At 72.5% G+C, this 21,720-nt stretch carries 13 protein-coding genes; 10 read left to right on the forward strand and 3 right to left on the reverse strand.

Annotated elements, in window-relative coordinates; genetic code table 11:
* Positions 1 to 465 precede the first annotated feature (465 nt).
* From AB0L37_RS28135 to serA, 5 genes are all read left to right on the forward strand, one after another.
* The gene (locus AB0L37_RS28135) at positions 466 to 3,279 is read left to right on the forward strand and encodes an EAL domain-containing protein (RefSeq protein ID WP_365511270.1); all 2,814 of its coding nucleotides are present in this window, start codon (positions 466 to 468) and stop codon (positions 3,277 to 3,279) included.
* Positions 3,280 to 3,536: 257 nt separating this feature from the next.
* The gene (locus AB0L37_RS28140) at positions 3,537 to 5,387 is read left to right on the forward strand and encodes an acetolactate synthase large subunit (RefSeq protein ID WP_365511175.1); all 1,851 of its coding nucleotides are present in this window, start codon (positions 3,537 to 3,539) and stop codon (positions 5,385 to 5,387) included.
* Positions 5,388 to 5,415: 28 nt separating this feature from the next.
* On the forward strand, positions 5,416 to 5,943 hold the full coding sequence (ilvN, locus tag AB0L37_RS28145; RefSeq protein WP_365511178.1) for an acetolactate synthase small subunit: 528 nt from the start codon (positions 5,416 to 5,418) through the stop codon (positions 5,941 to 5,943).
* A 98-nt stretch (positions 5,944 to 6,041) separates the two neighbouring features.
* Entirely contained in the window at positions 6,042 to 7,043 is a 1,002-nt protein-coding gene (gene ilvC, locus AB0L37_RS28150; RefSeq protein WP_365511181.1) for a ketol-acid reductoisomerase, read from the forward strand.
* Positions 7,044 to 7,271: 228 nt separating this feature from the next.
* Positions 7,272 to 8,873: a phosphoglycerate dehydrogenase gene (gene serA / locus AB0L37_RS28155; RefSeq protein WP_365511184.1), complete on the forward strand. Its 1,602-nt coding sequence runs from the start codon at positions 7,272 to 7,274 to the stop codon at positions 8,871 to 8,873.
* A gap of 93 nt (positions 8,874 to 8,966) precedes the next feature.
* Here serA and AB0L37_RS28160 read toward each other — a convergent pair whose 3' ends face one another.
* Entirely contained in the window at positions 8,967 to 11,951 is a 2,985-nt protein-coding gene (locus AB0L37_RS28160) for an AAA family ATPase (RefSeq protein WP_365511187.1), read from the reverse strand.
* A 214-nt stretch (positions 11,952 to 12,165) separates the two neighbouring features.
* Here AB0L37_RS28160 and AB0L37_RS28165 point away from each other — a divergent pair, with 214 nt between their 5' ends.
* From AB0L37_RS28165 to AB0L37_RS28175, 3 genes are read left to right on the forward strand one after another with little or no spacing between them, the layout of a single operon-like run.
* On the forward strand, positions 12,166 to 13,605 hold the full coding sequence (locus AB0L37_RS28165; RefSeq protein ID WP_365511271.1) for an ABC transporter substrate-binding protein: 1,440 nt from the start codon (positions 12,166 to 12,168) through the stop codon (positions 13,603 to 13,605).
* 7 nt (positions 13,606 to 13,612) lie between these two features.
* Complete coding sequence (locus tag AB0L37_RS28170) at positions 13,613 to 15,475, forward strand: ABC transporter permease subunit (protein WP_365511274.1); 1,863 nt, start codon at positions 13,613 to 13,615, stop codon at positions 15,473 to 15,475.
* Entirely contained in the window at positions 15,465 to 17,018 is a 1,554-nt protein-coding gene (locus AB0L37_RS28175) for an ABC transporter ATP-binding protein (RefSeq protein ID WP_365511190.1), read from the forward strand. Before AB0L37_RS28170 ends, AB0L37_RS28175 begins: the two co-directional genes overlap by 11 nt.
* 185 nt (positions 17,019 to 17,203) lie before the next feature.
* Here AB0L37_RS28175 and AB0L37_RS28180 read toward each other — a convergent pair whose 3' ends face one another.
* Complete coding sequence (locus AB0L37_RS28180; RefSeq protein WP_365511192.1) at positions 17,204 to 18,703, reverse strand: MFS transporter; 1,500 nt, start codon at positions 18,701 to 18,703, stop codon at positions 17,204 to 17,206.
* Between the two features lie 96 nt (positions 18,704 to 18,799).
* Here AB0L37_RS28180 and AB0L37_RS28185 point away from each other — a divergent pair, with 96 nt between their 5' ends.
* On the forward strand, positions 18,800 to 19,384 hold the full coding sequence (locus AB0L37_RS28185; protein WP_365511195.1) for a TetR/AcrR family transcriptional regulator: 585 nt from the start codon (positions 18,800 to 18,802) through the stop codon (positions 19,382 to 19,384).
* Here the strand turns inward: AB0L37_RS28185 and AB0L37_RS28190 are convergent.
* The gene (locus AB0L37_RS28190; protein ID WP_365511198.1) at positions 19,373 to 20,563 is read right to left on the reverse strand and encodes a helix-turn-helix domain-containing protein; all 1,191 of its coding nucleotides are present in this window, start codon (positions 20,561 to 20,563) and stop codon (positions 19,373 to 19,375) included. The two genes, AB0L37_RS28185 and AB0L37_RS28190, sit on opposite strands and share 12 nt — an antisense overlap.
* Positions 20,564 to 20,740: 177 nt before the next feature.
* Here AB0L37_RS28190 and AB0L37_RS28195 point away from each other — a divergent pair, with 177 nt between their 5' ends.
* Positions 20,741 to 21,667 (forward strand): proline dehydrogenase family protein, encoded by a 927-nt coding sequence (locus AB0L37_RS28195; protein WP_365511201.1) that lies wholly within the window; start codon positions 20,741 to 20,743, stop codon positions 21,665 to 21,667.
* Positions 21,668 to 21,720 lie beyond the last annotated feature (53 nt).

A 21,720-nucleotide genomic window follows, 5' to 3' on the forward strand; every position in this document is an offset into this window, starting at 1 on the left:
ATTCCCGTGCGGCCGCCCGCCGTTGGGTGCGCACGCTCCGCTCCCGCCCGAGTGCACCCAGTGCCTGCATCGCCGCTGGTCGTCACGGAGAGTAGAGGAACTATGTCCCTGAGTGACGAGACTGGTGTATCGTCCCGACTGGGGCAGCGCCGCTCGATATGCGGCGCCGGGGATGAGTGACGGACTGCGAGGGGGGCGACGGGCGATGCACGGCCTATGGGTGAACGATCCGACGCGGCGGGGCCGCCGACGGCCGTCTTGTACGGCGACCCGCTCACCGCTGCACGGGCGAAGTCCCGGCTGCCGCAGGAGTCATGCGCACCGGAGCGGCGCCCGCGCCGGCCGCAGGAGGCATCAGCACACCGGGCAGGGCAAGCAGGACACGGGGGCGGCCCGACGGACCGAGGCGGCCCGGTGACCACCCAACCGACGCCGACCACCGCCCCGGGCGCCGCGTTGCGGGTGATGCGCCACGGCGGGACGGTCCCCGCCCGCAGCCCCGAGCGCGGCGGCCTGGGCCCGCAGATGGTGCTCGTCCTGCTGTGCGGTGGGTACGCCACGGGGTCCGTGCTCGGCTGGGGAAGCGAGCAGGTCGCGCTGTTCATGGGCGACTTCGGCCTGAGCATCGCCGCCGCCACCGCCGCCGTCTCCAACTTCGTGTACGCGCGCAGCAGCCGCAGCCGTTTTCGACCCGCCTGGCTCCTCTTCGCGCTCTCCTCCCTCATGGCGGCGCTCGGTAACGGGGTGTGGGGCTGGTACGAGGTCGTCCTGCGCGTCGCCGTCCCGAGCCCGAGCCTCGCCGACCTGTTCTTCCTCTGCTTCGCGCCGCCCGCGATCATCGGCCTCCTCGTGCTCGCCAAGCGGCCGGTGACGAAGGCCGGCTGGATCTGCCTCGCGCTCGACGCGTGGCTGATCGCCGGCTCCCTGATCACGCTCTCCTGGAGCCTCGCCCTCGCGCACACCGCCGAGTTCGAGGGGCAGAGCGTCACCCGCACCGCGCTCTCGCTCGCGTACCCGCTGCTCGACATCGCCCTCGTCAGCATGGTCCTCGCGCTGCACTTCCGGCGCTCGCCCGGCAACCGCACGGCGGTGAACACGGCGATCGGCGCGCTCGCCCTCACCGTGATGTGCGACGCCCTGTTCACCTCGCCCCTGCTGCACGCCAGTTACCACTCGGGCGAGATCCTCGACGCGGGCTGGTTCGCCGGATCGCTGCTCCTCGCGTACGCGCCCTGGGTGGGCGCCCGGCGCGGCGCGCGCCCCTACGACCAGGGCCCGCTGCCCGTCGGCCGCTACCAGGTCAGCCACACCCGCCCGATCTCCGGCTCGCTCGCCGCGCTCACGCCCTATCTGGCGGCGGCGGTCTGCACCCTGGGCATCCTCTACAACGTCCTGAACGGGCACAGTGTCGACCGGGTCGTGCTCTTCACGGCCTGCACCGTCGTCCTGGCCCTCGTGGTGCGCCAGGGCATCATGCTCCTCGACAACATCACGCTCACCCAGGAGCTGGCCCAGAAGGAGAACCACTTCAGGTCCCTGGTCCAGGGCTCCAGCGACGTCATCATGATCGCCGCTCCGAACGGGATCCTGAGATATGTCAGCCCGGCCGCCGCCGGGGTCTACGGACGCGACGCGGACGAACTCGTCGGGTCCGAACTCGCCTCGATCATCCACCCCGAGGACCTCGGGCGGGTGGTGCACGAGGTGCGCAGGTTCCTCGCGGCGAGCCAGATCGAGGAGCCCACCACCCGTATCGAATGTCGCTTCCGGTCCGGCACCGGGGCCTGGCTGAACGTGGAGTCCACGATCAACCGCCACCACGGCGGCCTGATCCTCAACAGCAGAGACGTCACCGAACGGGTGCGCCTCCAGGCCCAGTTGCAGCACAACGCCGAGCACGACCCGCTCACCGATCTGCCCAACCGGGCGCTGTTCACCAAGCGGGTCGGCCAGGCCCTGACCGGACGACGGGCCACCGACCGGGGCACCGCCGTGCTCTTCATCGACCTCGACGGCTTCAAGCAGGTCAACGACACGATCGGCCACCAGGCGGGCGACGAACTGCTCGTGCAGGCGGCAAGAAGGCTGGCCGACTCCGTACGGTCCTCGGACACCGCGGCCCGTCTGGGCGGAGACGAGTTCGCGGCACTGATCGTCGGAGACGGCGGCCGGGACCAGTCCGCCCGGGAGCAGCACATCTACGAACTGGCCGACCGGCTGAGAATCACCCTCTCCCAGCCCTACACCATCGACGGGCACGAGGACGTACGCGTCGCCGCCTCCATCGGCGTCGCCTTCGCCGAGCCCGACGTCAGCGCGGGCGAACTGCTGCGCAACGCGGACCTGGCGATGTACCGCGCCAAGGCCGCCGGCAAGGGCCGCGTCGAGCTGTACGCGCCGCAGATGCAGGCCGACGTCGTACGGAAGGCGGAGCTGGCGACCCGGCTGCGCTCCGCGCTGCACGACGGGGAGTTCGCGCTGCTGCACCAGCCGGTCGTCTCCCTCGACGACGGCCGGATCACGGCGGTCGCCGCGCAGGCCCGCTGGCGCTCGGCGCAGGGCATCCTCTTCACGCCCGCCGAGTTCCTGCGCGTGGCCGACGACAGCGAGCGCACCGCGGAGCTCGGGCGCTGGATGCTGGAGGAGGCCGTGGAGCAGGCCGCCGAGCGCGGGCACAGCGGACACGCGACGCCGGTCGCCGTACGGATCAGCGCCCGCAGACTCCTGGACCGCGCGATGCCGCTCGGCTCCATCGAGGCCCTCCTGACGCGGCACGGGCTGCCGTCCGGCGCGCTGATCATCGAGCTGGCCGACAGCGACCCCCGGGTGCCGCTGGACGAGCTGGAGCGGCGTCTGACGGCGCTGCGCCGCCTCGGTGTCCGGATCGCCCTGGACGGGTTCGGCAGCGGCTATGCGGCCATCACCGCCCTGCGCCGCCTCCCCGTCGACGTACTGAAACTGGACCGCTCGCTCGTCGAGGGCGTCGTCGAGTCCGCACGCCTGCACAAGATCACCAGCGGGCTGCTCAGGATCGCCGGGGACCTCGGGCTCACCTCCGTGGCCGACGGCGTGGACCTGCCCGAGCAGGTGGTCGCGCTCCGGTCGATGGGGTGCACGCACGGGCAGGGGATGGCGTTCTCCGGGCCGCTCGACGAGTACCGGCTGCGGCGCGCGCTGGCCTCGGGGGAGTACCCCGTGCCCCACGGTCCGGCCGAGCCGGTGTTCGCGGGTGCACCCGCCCTGCGCTCACATAATGAGACTCCCGTCCCACCCACTTGACACCGACTGCGTGCCGGGGGGAGGGTCAATGCCATGCGCACCCGAATTCTCGTACTTGGAAAGCGCGTCGGCTGAAGCTGGGACCACCGGTTGGGACAACCGGAACACCCGGCGACCGCACCCGGCGCGCTCCCCTCGCTTGCCTCACGGCACGAGGGGTTTTTTGTTGCACCGGTACAGGACGCGACCCACAGCACACCGCGTAAGAACCCTGCACAACCCTCGCAAAAACCCTCAGCATCGAGAAGAGAATGCCGATGACCGAGCAGGCCACCGGGGCCCACCATCCGCAGCCGCGGCCCCGTTCCGGAGGACAGCAGTCCGCCCCCGTCGAGCACGTCACGGGTGCGAAGTCCCTCATTCGCTCGCTTGAGGAGGTCGGGGTCGACACCGTATTCGGCATCCCCGGCGGCACGATCCTTCCCGCGTACGACCCGATGATGGACTCGAGCCGGGTGCGCCACGTGCTGGTCCGCCACGAGCAGGGCGCGGGCCACGCGGCCACCGGTTACGCGCAGGCCACCGGCAAGGTCGGTGTCTGCATGGCGACCAGCGGTCCCGGCGCCACCAACCTGGTGACGCCGATCGCCGACGCGATGATGGACTCGGTCCCGCTCGTCGCGATCACCGGGCAGGTCGTCTCCAAGTCGATCGGTACGGACGCCTTCCAGGAGGCGGACATCGTCGGCATCACGATGCCGATCACCAAGCACAGCTTCCTGGTGACCAAGGCCGAGGAGATCCCGCAGGCGATCGCCCAGGCGTTCCACATCGCCTCGACAGGGCGTCCGGGCCCGGTCCTCGTGGACATCCCGAAGGACATCCTCCAGGCGCAGACGACGTTCACCTGGCCGCCGCAGCAGGACCTGCCCGGCTACCGCCCGGTGACCAAGCCGCACGCCAAGCAGATCCGCGAGGCCGCGAAGCTGATCACGAGTGCGAAGCGGCCCGTCCTCTACGTGGGCGGCGGCGTCATGAAGGCGCGCGCCACCGCGGAGTTGAAGGTCCTGGCCGAGCTGACCGGCGCGCCCGTCACCACCACGCTGATGGCGCTCGGCTCGTTCCCCGACAGCCACCCGCTGCACGTGGGGATGCCCGGCATGCACGGTGCGGTCACCGCCGTCACCGCGTTGCAGAAGGCCGACCTGATCGTCGCCCTCGGCGCCCGCTTCGACGACCGGGTCACCGGCAACCTGGACAGCTTCGCGCCGTTCGCCAAGATCGTGCACGCGGACATCGACCCGGCCGAGATCGGCAAGAACCGCGCCGCCGACGTGCCGATCGTCGGTGACGCCCGCGAGGTCATCGCCGACCTGATCCAGGCCGTCCAGAAGGAGCACAGCGAGGGCCACGAGGGCGACTACAGCGCCTGGTGGAAGGACCTCAACCGCTGGCGCGACACCTACCCGCTCGGCTACGACCACCCCGAGGACGGGTCCCTGTCCCCGCAGCAGGTCATCGAGCGCATCGGCCAACTCGCCCCCGAGGACACGATCTTCGCCGCGGGCGTCGGCCAGCACCAGATGTGGGCCGCGCACTACATCCAGTACGAGAAGCCGGCCACGTGGCTCAACTCCGGCGGCGCCGGCACCATGGGCTACGCGGTGCCCGCCGCGATGGGCGCCAAGGCCGGGGCCGCGGACCGCACGGTCTGGGCGATCGACGGCGACGGCTGCTTCCAGATGACCAATCAGGAGCTGACCACCTGCGCCCTGAACAACATCCCGATCAAGGTCGCCGTCATCAACAACGGCGCCCTCGGGATGGTCCGCCAGTGGCAGACGCTGTTCTACAACCAGCGCTACTCGAACACCGTGCTGCACGCGGGCCCCGACGGCGAGACCCCGCCCAACAAGGGCACGCGGGTCCCGGACTTCGTGAAGCTGTCCGAGGCCATGGGCTGCTACGCCATCCGCTGTGAGCGCCCCGAGGACCTCGACAAGTGCATCGAGGAGGCGAACTCGATCAACGACCGCCCGGTCGTGGTCGACTTCATCGTCCACGAGGACGCCATGGTCTGGCCGATGGTCGCCGCCGGCACCTCGAACGACGAGGTCATGGCCGCGCGCGGCGTCCGCCCCGACTTCGGCGACAACGAAGACGACTGAGAGCTGTCAGGAAGAGGGAACACGCACCATGTCCACCAAGCACACGCTCTCCGTCCTCGTCGAGAACAAGCCCGGTGTCCTCGCCCGGATCACCGCCCTGTTCTCGCGCCGCGGCTTCAACATCGACTCGCTCGCCGTCGGCATCACCGAGCACCCCGACATCTCGCGCATCACCATCGTCGTGAACGTCGAGGACCTCCCGCTCGAACAGGTCACCAAGCAGCTCAACAAGCTGGTCAACGTCCTGAAGATCGTCGAACTCGAGCCGGGCGCCGCCGTCCAGCGCGAGCTCGTCCTCGCCAAGGTCCGCGCCGACAACGAGACGCGCTCGCAGATCGTCGAGATCGTCCAGCTGTTCCGCGCGAAGACGGTCGACGTCTCGCCCGAGGCCGTCACCATCGAGGCCACCGGATCGAGCGACAAGCTGGAGGCGATGCTCAAGATGCTGGAACCCTTCGGCATCAAGGAACTCGTCCAGTCCGGCACCATCGCGATCGGCCGCGGCTCGCGCTCCATCACGGACCGGAGCCTGCGCGCCCTCGACCGCAGCGCGTAAGCCCCTTCGCGCCCTCTCGCATACCGAGACCTGAAAACTTTCCTTCCGCACCCCGCCGTACGGTGGGACGCAACACCAGCACACATAGGAGAACCCCAGTGGCCGAGCTGTTCTACGACGACGACGCTGACCTGTCCATCATCCAGAACCGCAAGGTCGCGGTGATCGGATACGGCTCCCAGGGTCACGCGCACGCGCTGTCCCTGCGTGACTCGGGCGTCGACGTGCGCGTCGGTCTGCACGAGGGCTCCAAGTCCAAGGCGAAGGCCGAGGAGCAGGGCCTGCGCGTGGTCACCCCGTCGGAGGCCGCGGCCGAGGCCGACGTCATCATGATCCTGGTCCCGGACCCGATCCAGGCCAAGGTCTACGAGGAGTCCATCAAGGACAACCTGAAGGACGGCGACGCGCTGTTCTTCGGTCACGGCCTCAACATCCGCTACGACTTCATCAAGCCCCCGGCCGGCGTGGACGTCTGCATGGTCGCCCCCAAGGGCCCGGGTCACCTGGTGCGCCGCCAGTACGAGGAGGGCCGCGGCGTTCCGTGCATCGCGGCCGTCGAGCAGGACGCCACGGGCAAGGCCTTCGAGCTGGCCCTGTCGTACGCGAAGGGCATCGGCGGCACCCGCGCCGGCGTCATCAAGACGACCTTCACCGAGGAGACCGAGACCGACCTCTTCGGCGAGCAGGCCGTTCTCTGCGGTGGCACCGCCGCCCTGGTGAAGGCCGGTTTCGAGACGCTGACCGAGGCCGGCTACCAGCCGGAGATCGCGTACTTCGAGTGCCTGCACGAGCTGAAGCTCATCGTCGACCTCATGTACGAGGGCGGCCTGGAGAAGATGCGCTGGTCGATCTCCGAGACCGCCGAGTGGGGCGACTACGTCACCGGCCCGCGGATCATCACGGACGCCACCAAGGCCGAGATGAAGAAGGTCCTCGCCGAGATCCAGGACGGCACCTTCGCCAAGAACTGGATGGACGAGTACCACTCGGGCCTGAAGAAGTACAACGAGTACAAGACCCAGGACGAGAACCACCTCCTGGAGACCACCGGCAAGGAGCTGCGCAAGCTCATGAGCTGGGTGGACAACGAGGAGGCGTAAGCCTCGAGGCGACGGGCCGCGGCGGATGCCGCGGCCCGTTGTCCATCCCGTCCAGCCACGGACGGGTGATCCTTCCAGGGAGGCGTAAGACCGCCCCCCGCGCGCCACTACACTGCTGAACACATTCGCGTCGGGCCCACAGCGTCGTGCGTCTTTCACGCGGCTACCCACCTCCACCGCATGCGGCCGTCGGGACGGCCGTCCGCATTGGGACTTGTGAGGACTCACGTGAGCACTGCTGCCAACGGCAAACCCGTCGTACTCATCGCTGAAGAGCTGTCGCCCGCGACCGTCGACGCGCTGGGCCCGGACTTCGAGATCCGCCACTGCAACGGCGCGGACCGCGCCGAGCTGCTGCCCGCCATCGCCGACGTCGACGCGATCCTGATCCGCTCGGCCACCAAGGTCGACGCCGAGGCGATCGCCGCCGCCAAGAAGCTGAAGGTCGTCGCACGAGCCGGCGTCGGCCTCGACAACGTCGACGTGTCCAGCGCCACCAAGGCCGGCGTCATGGTCGTCAACGCCCCGACGTCGAACATCGTGACCGCCGCCGAGCTCGCCTGCGGTCTGCTCCTCGCCACCGCGCGCAACATCCCGCAGGGCAGCCAGGCCCTCAAGGGCGGCGAGTGGAAGCGCTCGAAGTACACGGGCGTCGAGCTCGCGGAGAAGACGCTCGGCGTCGTGGGCCTCGGCCGCATCGGCGCCCTCGTCGCGCAGCGGATGTCCGCCTTCGGCATGAAGGTCGTCGCGTACGACCCGTACGTGCAGCCCGCGCGCGCCGCGCAGATGGGCGTGAAGGTCCTGTCCCTCGACGAGCTGCTCGAGGTGTCGGACTTCATCACCGTCCACCTCCCGAAGACCCCCGAGACCCTCGGTCTCATCGGCGACGAGGCGCTGCACAAGGTCAAGCCGACCGTGCGCATCGTGAACGCCGCGCGGGGTGGCATCGTCGACGAGGAGGCGCTGTACTCGGCGCTCAAGGAGGGCCGCGTCGCCGGCGCCGGCCTCGACGTGTACGCGAAGGAGCCCTGCACGGACTCCCCGCTCTTCCAGTTCGACCAGGTCGTCTGCACCCCGCACCTCGGCGCCTCCACGGACGAGGCGCAGGAGAAGGCCGGTATCGCCGTCGCCCGCTCGGTGCGGCTCGCCCTCGCCGGTGAGCTGGTGCCGGACGCGGTGAACGTCCAGGGCGGCGTCATCGCCGAGGACGTCAAGCCGGGCCTGCCCCTCGCGGAGCGCCTCGGCCGGATCTTCACCGCGCTCGCCGGTGAGGTCGCGGTCCGCCTCGACGTCGAGGTGTACGGCGAGATCACCCAGCACGACGTGAAGGTGCTCGAACTCTCCGCGCTCAAGGGCGTGTTCGAGGACGTCGTCGACGAGACGGTCTCCTACGTCAACGCCCCGCTGTTCGCGCAGGAGCGCGGCGTCGAGGTCCGCCTGACGACCTCCTCCGAGTCGCCCGACCACCGCAACGTGGTGACGGTGCGCGGCACCCTCGGCGACGGCCAGGAGGTCTCGGTCTCCGGCACGCTCGCCGGCCCGAAGCACCTCCAGAAGATCGTCGCCGTCGGCGAGTACGACGTGGACCTCGCGCTCGCCGACCACATGGTCGTGCTGCGCTACGAGGACCGCCCGGGCGTCGTCGGCACCGTCGGCCGCGTGCTCGGCGAGGCCGGGATCAACATCGCCGGGATGCAGGTCGCGCGTGCGGACGTCGGCGGCGAGGCCCTTGCGGTGCTCACCGTCGACGACACGGTGCCGCAGGCCGTGCTGAACGAGCTGGCGGCGGAGATCGGTGCCACGTCGGCCCGTTCCGTCAACCTCGCCTGATACGTGGGCAGTTGAGGGCCGGATCACCTTCGGGTGGTCCGGCCCGTTGGCGTGGGGGCGAGGCTGTGGGCGAGGCGGGGGCGGGGACGATCGTCAGGTGGTCTTGTTCGCGGGCTCGATCAGGCCCTCGCGGTACGCGATGCCGACCGCCTCGGTGCGGCTCGCGGCGCCCAGTTTGGCGAGGATGTTCGAGACGTGGACGCTCGCCGTCTTGCCGCTGATGAACAGCTCCTCGCCGATCTGCCGGTTGGTGCGCCCCCGGCCGAGCAGTCGCAGAACGTCGCTCTCGCGGGCGGTGAGCGCCGCGATGGGGCCGTCGGCGGCCTCGGTGTCGAACAGGCGGCCCCGGCGCACCAGGGCGTCCACGGCGTCGCGCAGCGGGACCGCGCCGAGGCGGACGGCGGTGTCGCGGGCCGCGCGGGCCTGGGTGGCGGCCTCATCGCGGCGGTCGGCGGTGAGCAGCGCCTCGGCCAACCGCCTTTGGCAGCGCGCCATTTCGTACGGTTCGCCATAGCCGAACGCCCTCACCGCACGCTCCCAGGCGGCGACATCGGGACCGCTGGTGGCGCGCGCCGCCTCCGCCTCGACGCGGGCCATCCAGGCCAGGCCCTCGGGCCCGTGCTCGGTGCCGTCCTCGCCCCGGGCCACACGGCCGCGGGCCGTCTCGACCAGTTCGGCGGCCGTCCGCGCCCAGGCCTCCGCGCCCGTCGCGTCGCCGGTCAGCCGGGCTTCCTCGGCCGCGTCCGCGACCGCCGCCAGGGCCAGCGCGGCGAACCGGACCACGGCGTCCGGCACCGCGCCCAGGGACTCCGTGAGCCAGGCGACCGAGGTGCGCATCTGCCGTACACAGTCCTCGGCGTCGCCGCGCTGCGCCGCCGCGTCGGTCAGGACGAGGCTGGTGACGAGCATCGCCATCCAGTCGGCGTCACCGCTGTCCTGCACCGCGCGGGCCTGGGCGACCGCGGCGTCCAGCTCGCCGCGCGCCAGTACGACGTACAGCGCGGGCGCGGTCGCGAATCCGCCCGCGGCCGGGAGCAGTTCGGCGTCGGCGGCGGCGGCCCGCACGCACTCGTCCCAGCGGCCCAGCGTGTACAGCAGGAGGGACTGGAGGTAGCGCAGTTCCAGCGCGTACGGGGAGGAGGCCAGGCCGGAGCGGCGGGCGCGGTCGAGGCCCTCGCCGATCCAGGCCAGACACGGGTCGAGTTCCCCGGACTTGTAGCTCCCGACGGCGAGGTTGTACAGCGCCCGCATCTCCACCGGGATGTTCCCGGCGGTACGGGCCAGATCGCGGGCGGCCAGCAGCCTCTCCCGGCCCTGGCCGGTACGCCGGTTGTGCTCCTCCATGCCGACGAGCGAGATCGTCAGGTCGGCCTGGGCGTCGGCCAGTCGCAGCTGCTCGGCGACGTCGAGCGCCTGCCGGGCGACCCGCCCGGCGTCCTCGTGGCGCCCCACGTAGCGGGCGGCCATGACATACGTCGCGGCCGCCCACACCCAGGTGGGCGAGGGCGGCTCGGCCGGGATGAGGGCGAGCGCCTCGCTGCTGTACGTGTACGCGGCTTCCAGGTTGTCGACCCGCATCAGGTTGTCCGCGAGGGTGTAGCGCACCCGCGCCGCGAGCTCGGAGTCGGCGTCCGAGCCGACCCGGTCGAGCGCGGAGCGGGTGAGCTGGAGCGCGCGGTGGGGTTCGCCGGCGCGGGCGGCGGCGGCCGACGCGCGCAGCGTGACGGTGACCGGGTCGCCGTCGGCGGGGCGGTCGGACGGGTCGGTGACCGCCCACAGTTCGAGCGCGGACTCCAGGTGACGCAGTTCCTCGGCGGGCGCGCCGACGCTGCGCGCGTGATCGGCGGCTTCGAGCGACGCGGCCAGCGCGTCGGCCAGGTCGTGGCTCTCGCGCGAGTGGTGGGCGCGCTCGGCCGCGGTCGCCGCCGAGTGGCCTGTGCCCCGCAGGAGCGCGGCGAAGACGCCGTGCAGCCTGACCCGCTCGCCGGGCAGCAGGTCCCCGTACACCGCCTCCCGGGTGAGGGCGTGCCGGAACACGTACGTCGTGTCGCCCTCGGGCAGCAGCAGTTGGCGCTCGACGGCCTCGCGCAGTGCCGACTCCAGTTCCTGCGGCGGGAGTTGGACGGCGTCCCGCAGCAGGTCGTGCCCGACGCTGCGGCCCGCGACGGCCGCCGTGCGCAGCACCCGCTGGGCGGTGTCGGTGAGTTGCTCGATCCTGATGAGCAGCACGTCGGCGAGGCCGCCGAGGCCGCCGAGGCCGCCGATGTCGCCGGGGGAGTCGGGGTCGGTGTCGCCGGGCAGCGCGGCGAGCAGTTCCTCGGCGTAGAACGCGTTGCCCTCCGCGCGCTCCACGATCCGCCGGACCGTGCTGTCGGCGACGGGGCCGGTGCCGAGCGCGCGCACGAGCCGGTCCATGTCCGCGTCCGCCATGGGGCGCAGGTCGAGCCGGTCGACGACGGGCAGCCGGATCAGCTCGGCGAGCAGCGGGCGCAGGGGATGGCGGCGGTGCAGGTCGTCCGTACGGTACGAGGCGAGGAGCGCGAGGCGGCGGGCGGGGGCGCCGGGGGCGGGCCGCTGGAGGAAGCCGCGGCTGAGCAGGAAGCGGAGCAGGTCGCGCGACGACTGGTCGGCCCAGTGCAGGTCCTCGATGACGAGGAGGAGCGGCGTCAGGGCACAGAGGTCGGCGAGGAGCCCCGCGACGCCCTCGAAGAGCTGGAGGCGGCTGCCGGGGTCGGCGGCGGTCCCCGGGGCCGAGCCGAGCAGCCGGTCCACCGCGGGGTGGGCGGCGAACGCCGGGGCGAGCCGCTCGTCGGCCGCCGCCGCGCCGAGGATCTCCGTGAACGGCAGGTACGGCAGGCCCACGTCCCCCAGGTCCACGCAGTGTCCGGTGAGCACGGTCGTGCCGGCCGCGGCGGCGTGGGCGGCGGCCTCCGTCAGGATGCGGGTCTTGCCGACGCCCGCGTCCCCGGCGACGAGAACGGCGCGCGGGTCGCCGCCCGCCGCGCGTGCGAGAACGCTGGTGAGCCGGTCGAGTTCGGCTGACCGGCCGATGAACGGCGTTCCGGATATCTGTGCCACGCGCCCATCCTGGCACGCGTGTCCCGCCCGCTCCGAGGCCGAGACCGGCGGGCGACCCGCGGAACCGATTGATGAAAATGATTGTCATCTGCTAGTTTCCTTGCCTCGTCACTTTGCCTGCCCATTACTTGGACGTTCCGTGCCTCAGCTCCGCCCTGCCCTCCGCCCGCCGCGCCGCCGCGGCGTGCTGGCCGCCGCGCTCGCGGTGCCCCTCATGACCGGCCTGACCGGCTGCTTCGTCCCCGCCGACAAAGGGGGCGGCGGGGACAGCCGACTGCGCGTCGCGATGATGCAGCCGCCCCGCTCCGGGCTCTCGCCGCTCAGCGACGACGCCTTCAAGCTCTCCCGGTGGTCGACCGCCGAGACGCTCGTACGCCTCGACGCCGACGGGGACGCGCAGCCGATGCTCGCCACCGGCTGGCGGCAGTCCGGCGCGACCTGGACCTTCACCCTGCGCTCCGGCGTCACCTTCCACGACGGGACGCCGCTGACCGCCGCCGACGTCGTGCGCTCCCTGCGGCGCGCGGCCGGCGCCTCGCCCAAGCCGCGCATCCTGGACGGCGTCGACCTCACGGTGCGCGCCGACGGCGAGCGGGCCGTGAAGGTCACCACCGCCGAGGCCGACCCGCTCCTCCCGCAGCGGCTCTCCTCGCCGCAGCTGTCGGTCCTCGCGGCGTCCGCGTACGGCAAGAAGACGGTGAACCCGGTCGGCGCCGGGACCGGCCCCTTCGTGCTGACCGCGGCGCGCGGCACCAGCTCCGCGACCCTCGACCGCTACGACGGCTACTGGGGCGGGCGCGCCAAGGCCGCCGGGATCGACGTGACGTACATACCCGACGGCACCGCCCGCGCGGCCGCGCTGCGCAGCGGCGAGGCCGACATCGTCGAGGCGGTGCCCGTCGCGCAGGCCTCGCTCCTCGACGAGCGGCAGATCACCGAGGTGCCGATGCCGCGCACCAACACCCTTTATCTGAATACGGAGTCGGGCCCGTTCCGTGCCGCCGGGCTGCGGGCCGCCGCGCGCGAGGCGATCGACGTGTCCTCGATCGTGAAGGGCGTGTACGAGGGCCGGGCCGACGCCGCGCAGGGGCTGCTCGGGCCCGCGCTGCCGTGGGCCGACGGGCTGCGCAAGGACATCCCCGGGCGGGCCGCGGCCGCGGACCCCGACGGCGCGCGGATCACCATCGGGACGTTCACCGACCGCGCCGAACTGCCCGAGGTCGCCGCCGTCCTGCAACAGCAGCTCCAACAGGCCGGTTTCGAGGTGACGTTGGAGATCCGCGAGTACGCCAACATCGAGGCCGACGCGCTCGCCGGGAAGTTCGACGCGTTCCTGCTGTCGCGGGCGACCGTCCTCGACTCCGGCGACCCGGCCGCCTACCTCTACAGCGACTTCGCCTCCGACGGCTCCTTCAACCTCGCCCGACTGGCCGACGCCCGGGTCGACACCGCACTCGACAAGGCCGGCGAGACCCCGGTCGGCGACGCGCGCCGCCGGGCGGCCGTCGCCGCCGAGGCGGCCGTGCTGCGCACCGACGCCGTGGTTCCCCTGCTGCACGAGCGCGTGATCCAGGGCGACGCCCCGGGGGTCGTCGGATCGCTGAAGGACCCGCGCGAGCGGGAGCTCGTCGGCATCGACACGCACGTGAAGTGAGGTTGTGGTGATACGAGTCCGGGGGCGCGGCCCCGCTGTCGCCGGTGCCGCGGGGCGGGGGCTCGCCCTCGTCGCCGTCGTCGTGGCGGTCGGGCTGCTGCCGTGGCTGTCGGGGAAGGATCCGGCGCTGAGCGTGCTGCGGGCACGATCCGCCGAACAGGAGCCGACGCCCGAGGCGCTGGCCGCCGTACGAGAGGACCTCGGCCTCGATGCCGGGCCGCTCGCCCAATTCGGGTCCTGGCTCGGCGGGTTGGTGCGCGGTGACCTCGGCACCTCGTGGGTGTCGGGGGCGCGGGTCGGCCCCGGCGTGGGGGACGCGCTCGTCGTGTCCCTCGCGCTGATGGGGGCCTCCCTCGCCGTGGCGGCCGTGCTCGCCGGCGCGCTGTGCGCGCGGACCGTGGTGCGGGGTGCGCGGGGCACGTCGGCGGGGAGTGCCGGCGCGGGGGCGGCGATGCTGGCGTCCGTGCCCGAATTCCTGCTGGCCACCGTGGGGTTGCTGGTGCTCGGCGTCTGGCTCGGGTGGCTGCCCACCTCCGGGTGGAGCGGCCCCGCGGACATGGTGCTGCCGGCGCTCGCCCTGGGCGTCCCCGCGGGCGGACTGCTCGGGCGGCTCGTCGCGGACGCGCTGCCCGGGGCGTTCGCCGAGCGCTGGGCCGCCCTGTGGCGGGCCTCGGGGGTCTCCGCGTGGCGGATCGCCGCGGCGGGGCTGCGGCGTGCGATGCCTGCCGTCGTGCCTCAACTCGGGCTCGTGGCCGTCGGGTTGACGGGCGGGGCCGTGGCCGCCGAGACCGTGTTCGCGATCCCTGGGATCGGGCGGACCGCCCTCGGCGCGGCCAAGTCGCAGGACGTGCCGCTGCTCCAGGCGTGCGTGCTGGCGCTGTTGTTGTGGGGGCTTGCGGCCGGGGTGGTGGCGCACCTGGTGCGGCGCTTGCTGCTCGGGCCGGGGCTGCGCGACGCCCAACTCCAGTTGCCCGACGTGAGGTTGGCGGCGCCGTCGTGGGGGCGTCTCGCCGTGCCCGTGCTCCTTGGCGCACTGTTGCTCGGTGTCGTCGGATGGGGTCTGCTGCGGGACCCGTACACCGTGGAGACCGCGGCCCGGCTCGCGGCGCCGTCCACCGCGCATCCGCTGGGCACCGACGGGCTCGGCCGCGACGTCCTCGCCCGGCTCGGGCACGGAGCCGCGACCACGATCGGGACGGCCGCCGCGGTCACCGCGGCGAGTGCGCTCGCCGGGCTCGCGCTCGGCTTCCTGCCCGCGCTCTCGGCGGGCCTCGCCGACGTCGCGAACGCGCTGCCGCCGGTGATCGTCGGCATCCTCGTCGCCGGTGCCCTGGGGCCCGGCGGCGGGGGAGCGGCCCTCGCCGTCGCCCTCACGGCCTGGCCGCCGCTCGCCGCGCACGCCGCGACGCTGGTCGGCGAGGTGCGGGCGTCCCGGTTCCTCGTGGCGCAGCGGGCGCTCGGTGCGACGCGCGGCCGGATCCTGACCCGGCATGTGCTGCCCGCCGTAGCCGGGCCCGTGGCCCGGCACGCTGCGCTGCGCCTGCCCGGCACGGCCCTCGCCCTGGCCTCGCTCGGCTTCCTCGGCCTCGGCGCGCAGGCGCCGGCGCCGGAGTGGGGCCTCCTCCTCGACGAGTCCCGCGGTTATCTGGAACGGGCTCCTTGGGCGGCGCTCGCGCCTGCGTCGGCGCTGGCGGCGATGGCCGGTGTGGCGGTGTCGGTGTCGTCCTTGGGCGGACTACGGGAAGGAGGGCGGCGTCGACCGGCCCTTGCCGCCGGTGTTCATGAGGGGCAGGAAGTCCAGGGAGTCCACGGAGTCCACGGAGTCCACGGAGTTCAGGGAGTTCATGAAGGAGTGTCCCGTGCCGTCTGACGCCGTCGAACCCCTGCTCTCCGTGCGGGAGTTGACCATCACCCTGCCCGGCGACGGGGTCGAGCCCGTGCGCGGGCTCGATCTCGACATCGCCGCCGGTGAGGCGCACGCCCTCGTCGGGGAGTCCGGGGCCGGGAAGAGCATGACCGCGCGGGCCGTGCTCGGGATGCTGCCGCACGGCGCCCGGGTCGGCGGTTCCGTGCGGTTCGGCGGGCGGGACATCGGGCGCGGCGCCATGCGCGAGCTGTGGGGGCGGGAGATCGGGTTCGTGCCGCAGGACGCACTGTCGGTGCTCTCGCCCGTGCACTCCGTCGGGGCCCAACTCGCCGCGTCCGTACGGTCGGTGCGGCGTGTGTCGAAGAAGGAGGCGCAGGCCGTCGCCGTCGCCGCCCTCGAAGCCGTGGGCATCCCGGACGCGGCGCGGCGGGCCCGCGCGCATCCGCACGAGTTCTCCGGCGGCATGCGCCAGCGGGCCGTCATCGCGATGGCCACCCTGCACCGGCCCCGGCTGCTCGTCGCCGACGAACCCACCAGCGCGCTCGACCCGGACGTCCAGGAGCAGGTCCTCGACGTGCTCGCCGAACAGCGGGCCGCGGCCGGCGTGGCGCTGCTCCTGATCACCCACGACCTGCCGCTCGTCGAGCGGTACGCGGACCGGGTGACCGTGCTGCGGGAGGGCCGGGTGCGGGAGTCGGGGCCCGCGGCGGCCGTGCTGACGGCGCCCTCGTCCTCGTACACGAAGGAACTGGTGGCGGCGGTGCGGCGGGAGCCGCGCGAGCCGGTCGGTGGCCTGCCCGGTGAACCAGTGCTGTCCGTAAGGGACTTGAGGGTGGAGTACCCCGGGCGACGGCGCGGCGAGGGGCCCCTGGTCGCGGTCGACGGGGTCTCCTTCGACGTGGCGCGCGGGGAGACCGTGGCCCTCGTCGGGCCCTCGGGGTCGGGGAAGTCGTCGACGGTGGAGGCGGTGCTGCGGCTGCGGCCCGCCGCGTCCGGTTCCGTGCGGTTCGGCGGGCGCGAGCTGCTCGGGCTCGGGGAGCGGGAGATGCGGGGGCTGCGGCCGCGGATCCAGCCCGTGTTCCAGGACCCGTTCGGCTCGCTCAGCCCTCGGCAGCGGGTGCGGGACGCTGTCGCTGAGCCGTTGCGGGTCCGGGGGCGGTGGGGTGCGGGCGGGCCCGCGCGGGTCGACGCGTTGCTGCGGCAGGTGGGGCTCGACCCGGCGCTCGGTGGGCGGCGGCCCGGGGAGTTGTCCGGCGGGCAGTGTCAGCGGGTCGGTATCGCCCGGGCGCTGGCCGGTGAGCCGGAGGTGCTGCTCCTTGACGAGCCGGTGTCCGGGCTCGACCCGACGGTGCGTGCGGGGGTTCTTGACCTTCTGGCCTCGCTGCAACGGGAGTTGGGGCTCGGGTACGTGTTCATCTGCCATGACATGGGGGTGGTGGAGTCGTTCGCGCACCGGGTGGTGACGATGCCTCCGGTCGCCCCCGCCTTGGGCGGTCTGCCGCCTGGGGCGGCAGGGTGGGCAGGGCGGCACCCCGGCGCGGGGTGAGCGCTTCCGACCGGCGTCCGGCTCGGTGCGGTTGCCTTCGTCGCCGGGTGCCGCTCGGTGGGGGCTGGTCGCGCAGTTCCCCGCGCCCCTGAGGCGCGGCTCCGCCGCAGCCTCATCCGCCCCCCACGCCAAGCGCGGCCACCCGTCCAACGAGTGGCCGCCCTCGGACCCGTGCCCGGGTCGGGTCAGATGCGCCGCGCCAGCAGCGCCGCCCCGAGCAGGACCACGATGCCCGCCACCGCGGCCATGTGCATCCCGCTGGTGAACGCCTCCCTGGCCTGCGCCAGCAGAACGTCACCGGCCCGGCCCGGCAGGTGCTGTGCCACCGCGAGCGCCCCGCCCAGGGTCTCGCGGGCCTCGGCGGGGGCGCCGGCCAGGTCGTGGCGGTAGACCGCCGTGCCGATCGAGCCGAGCACCGCCATGCCGAGGGCCCCGCCGAACTCCTGGCCCGTCTCCAGGAGGGAGGACGCCGAGCCCGCCTTCTCCGGGGCCACGGTGCCGAGCGCCAGGTCCGTCAGCTGCGACATCACGATCACCGCGCCGCAGGCCAGGACGCCCGCGGCGGCCAGGATCAGCCAGAGCGAGTCGGTGCCGGTCAGCGTCAGAAGGCCGTAACCGGCCGCGGTGACCAGGAAGCCGATGGCGACGACCGTCCCGCGCCGCACCCCGCGCTGCACCAGCTGCCCGGCGACCGGCGCCGCGAACCCGATGAGCACGCTCGGCAGCAGGGCCCACAGCGCGGCCTCCAGGGCGCTCTTGCCGAGGACCGCCTGAAGGTACTGCGTGGTGAAGAAGGCCGAGCCCATCATCGTGAACGCCGAGACGAGGTTGAGGGCCACCGCGGGACCGAAGCCGCGCCCCTGGAACAGGGCGGGGGAGATGAGCGGGGACTCGGTGGTGCGCTGGCGGCGTACGAAGAGGACGGCGAAGGCGAGACCGACGACGACCGCGACGACGTAGCGCACCTCGAAGCCCTCGGACGGGATCTCCTTGATGCCGTAGACGAGCGGCAGCACGGCGGCCATCGACAGCGGCACGCTCAGCAGGTCGAACCGGCCCGGACGCGGGTCCTTCGACTCCGGCAGGAGCAGCGGCGCGAGGACGAGGAGCAGCAGCATCGCGGGCAGGTTCACCAGGAACACCGAGCCCCACCAGAAGTGCTCGACCAGGATGCCGCTCATGACCGAACCGAGCGCGACGCCGCCGGTCATCACGCCGGACCAGATGCCGATGGCCTTCGCGCGCTGCTTCGCGTCGTGGAACATGTTGCGGATCAGCGCCATCGTGGACGGCATCAGGGTCGCGCCGCCGATGCCCAGGACCGCGCGGGCCGCGATCAGCATCTCCGCGCTGTTCGCGTACGCGGCGCACACCGACGCCGCGCCGAACGCCGTCGCGCCGACCAGCAGCAGCCTGCGCCGCCCGATGCGGTCGCCGAGCGCACCCATCGTCATCAGCAGGCCCGCGAGCACGAACCCGTAGATGTCGAAGATCCACAGCTGCTGGGTGCCGGTCGGCTCCAGGTCCGCGGTGATCGAGGGGACCGCGAAGTAGAGGACCGAGACGTCCATGGAGACGAGGAGCAGCGGAAGCATGAGGACCGCCATCGCGATCCATTCCTTGCGCCCCGCACGGGAGTTGGCGGGGCCGGGTGCCTGCTGGGTGGTGCTCGGCGAGTTCGTCATGACAGGGACTGTACGGACGTCTTAGACGCTTGTCTAGAACGAATGTGTAAGACATCTGTCTGGTACGGCTGTCTGGATCCTGGGTAGGGTGGCGGCATGGGACACCGTGAGGATCTGCTCGAAGGCGCCAAGCGCTGCCTGCTGGAGAAGGGGTTCGTGCGCACGACCGCGCGCGACATCGTCAAGGAGTCGGGGACCAACCTGGCGTCCATCGGCTACCACTACGGCTCGAAGGACGCGCTGCTCGCGCAGGCCTATGTGTCACTGGCCGAAGGGGCGTCCGAAGGGTGGGGCGAGGTCGGTGAACTGCCCGGCGACGACGGGTCGTTGGAGCGGTTCCAGGCAGTGATGGCGGGCATCATCGACACCCTCGGCAAGCCCGGGTCCATCTGGCATCTGAGCGTGGAACTGGTCACGATGGGCGACAAGCTGCCGGCCCTGCGGGAGCACATGTCGGCGGCTCAGCGGGAGGCCGGGCGCGGCTTCATCGGCCTGATCATGGGCGAGGAGCCGCCCGCCGACGACCCGAGCGTGGACACCCTGGGGAAATTCTTCTCGGTCCTGGTGCTCGGCCTCATCTCGCAGCACACCTTCGACCCCGAGTTCTCGCCGAGCGCGGACGAACTCGCCACCGGGCTGCGGCAGTTGATGCAGTCCGCGGCGAAGACGTCACAGGGCTGAGGCCTTGAGCGCCATGTGCAGGAGCAGCCGGTCCTCGCCCTCGTCCAGGTCGAGGCCCGTGAGCTGCTCGACGCGCGACAGGCGGTAGTACAGGGTCTGGCGGTGGATGCCGAGGGCCGCCGCCGTGCGGCCCGCCTGGCCGGCGCAGTCGAGGAACACCTCGGCGGTGCGCGCCAGCTGGCGGTGGGCCGGCGCGAGCAGCGGGGCCACCGCCGGGTCGTGCGCCGCCTCCGCGGGCAGCGCCGTGAGCAGCCGGTACGGGCCGATCGCCGACCACTGCGTGTCGGGGCCCAGGCGCGGGTCGGCCAGCGCCGTGCGGGCCGCGGCCGTCGCCTCCTGCCACGCCGTCGCCAGCTCCGCGAGGTCGGAGCGCGGGGCCCCGATCCCCGCGGCCACCCCACCGGTCCCGGCCCGCGCGCGCAGCTTCGCCGCCGCGGTCAGCGCGGGCGCGAGCACCTCCGCCGAGCGCAGCCGTACGAGGAGGGCGAGGGCCTGCCCCGTCGCGCCCCACGGCACCGTGCACAGCGCGTCCGCCGCCGCGATGGTCCGCACCGAAGGGGCGTCGTCCGGGTCGGCCGACGGCCAGGGCGCGACGCAGACCACCGTGTGCAGGCCGTCGGCCCGCGCGCCGAGCGCCGTGCGCAGGGCCGCCACCGCCATGTCCCGCTGCCAGCCCCGCTCGGCGGTCAGGACCGAGTGGAACTCCCGGGTCAGATCGGCGCCGGCCTGCGCCTCGTCGGCGAGCTGCGCCCCGATCCGGCCCGCCACCTGCATCGCCGCGTCCAGCTGCTCCCGCGTGGGACCCGGCTCGTCGTCGAGGAGCCATACGTAGCCGAGGACGATGCCCCGGTGACGTACGGGCAGACAGATCCGGCCGCGGTAGACCCCGGCCTCGGGGGTCGCCGGGATCCGGACCGGCTCCGTCGCGCGGGCGATGCCGAACCCCTCGAACCAGGCGCGGACCTGCGGCGTCGAGCTGCGCGTGAGGATCGAGCGGGTGCGCACCGGGTCGAGCGTCGACGCGTCGAAGCCGGAGTCGGCGTCCGCGTCGCTGAGCTGCGCGCCGAACGCGATCAGCCGGAAGTCCCGGTTCTCCAGCGTCGCGGGCGCGCCGAGCAGCGCAGAGATCTCGTCGACCAGTTCCTGGTAGTCGCCCTTCACCCCGCCATTCTCCCGCACCTCACGCGTTCCTTCATACAGATGTCTGAGGTGGCGGCCACAGATGCGTGACAGCTGTCGATGGCACAGGATCGGAGGGATCCTTAGATTTCACGGTGGTTCTCCGTGCCGTTCCCGTTAAGCGCGGGTTGTGGCCATTTATTGACGTTCACCACTCCTGCTCCTTGGAGGTGCCCCGTGCTGGCTCCCCTGATCCTCGCCGCGTCGCGCAGCGACAAGATGCGTGCTTTCGTGTCGGCGGCGCCGGGCACCAAGCAGGTCGTCGACCGGTTCATCGCCGGTGAGACGGTCGACCAGGTGATCCCGATCGTGCGGGACGCCACGGACAAGGGCCTCGAAGTCACCCTCGACGTCGTGGGTGAGGACATCACCACCGTCGAGCAGTCCCACGCGGCCCGCGACGCCTACCTGGAGCTGATCGGCCGCCTCAAGGAGCTCGGCCTCGGCACCAAGGCCGAGATGTCCGTCAAGCTCTCGATGTTCGGCCAGGCGCTGGAAGGCGGCCACGAGCTGGCCCTCGCCAACGTCCGCCCGGTCGTCGAGGCCGCCGCCGAGATCGGCACCACGGTCACCCTCGACGCCGAGGACCACACCACCCTCGACTCGATGTTCGCCATCCACGAGGAGCTGCGGAAGGACTTCCCGCAGACCGGCTGCGTCATCCAGTCCTACCTCTTCCGCACCGAGGACGACGCCCGCCGCCTGGCCGCCGCCGGCAGCCGCGTCCGCATCGTGAAGGGCGCCTACAAGGAGCCCGCCGAGGTCGCGTACCAGGACAAGGCCGAGATCGACAAGGCGTACGTGCGCATCACGCGCATCCTCATGGAGGGCGACGGGTACCCGATGATCGGGTCCCACGACCCCCGCCTGATCTCCATCGCCCAGGAGCTCGCCCGCAAGGCCGGGCGCAAGCTGGACGAGTACGAGTTCCAGATGCTCTACGGGATCCGCAGCGACGAGCACCTGCGGCTCGCCGCCGAGGGCCACCGGATGCGTGTCTACACCGCGTACGGCACCGACTGGTACGGATACTTCATGCGCCGCCTCGCGGAGAAGCCGGCCAACCTGCTCTTCTTCGCCCGCTCGATCCTCACCAAGGGCTGAGCCCCACCCCCTCCAGACAAGCCATCAGCCAAAGGAGATACGGACCCATGACG

Origin of the sequence: Streptomyces sp. NPDC052225, assembly GCF_040679615.1 — a bacterium.
Lineage (GTDB): Bacteria > Actinomycetota > Actinomycetes > Streptomycetales > Streptomycetaceae > Streptomyces.

Excerpts from the sequence above, each read along its gene's own strand:
- AB0L37_RS28135 (WP_365511270.1), top strand. The coding sequence starts at position 466 with ATGCGCCACGGCGGGACGGTCCCCGCCCGCAGCCCCGAGCGCGGCGGC.
- AB0L37_RS28140 (WP_365511175.1), top strand. The coding sequence starts at position 3,537 with ATGACCGAGCAGGCCACCGGGGCCCACCATCCGCAGCCGCGGCCCCGT.
- ilvN (WP_365511178.1), top strand. The coding sequence starts at position 5,416 with ATGTCCACCAAGCACACGCTCTCCGTCCTCGTCGAGAACAAGCCCGGT.
- AB0L37_RS28165 (WP_365511271.1), top strand. The coding sequence starts at position 12,166 with ATGACCGGCCTGACCGGCTGCTTCGTCCCCGCCGACAAAGGGGGCGGC.
- AB0L37_RS28180 (WP_365511192.1), bottom strand. The coding sequence starts at position 18,703 with ATGACGAACTCGCCGAGCACCACCCAGCAGGCACCCGGCCCCGCCAAC.
- AB0L37_RS28185 (WP_365511195.1), top strand. The coding sequence starts at position 18,800 with ATGGGACACCGTGAGGATCTGCTCGAAGGCGCCAAGCGCTGCCTGCTG.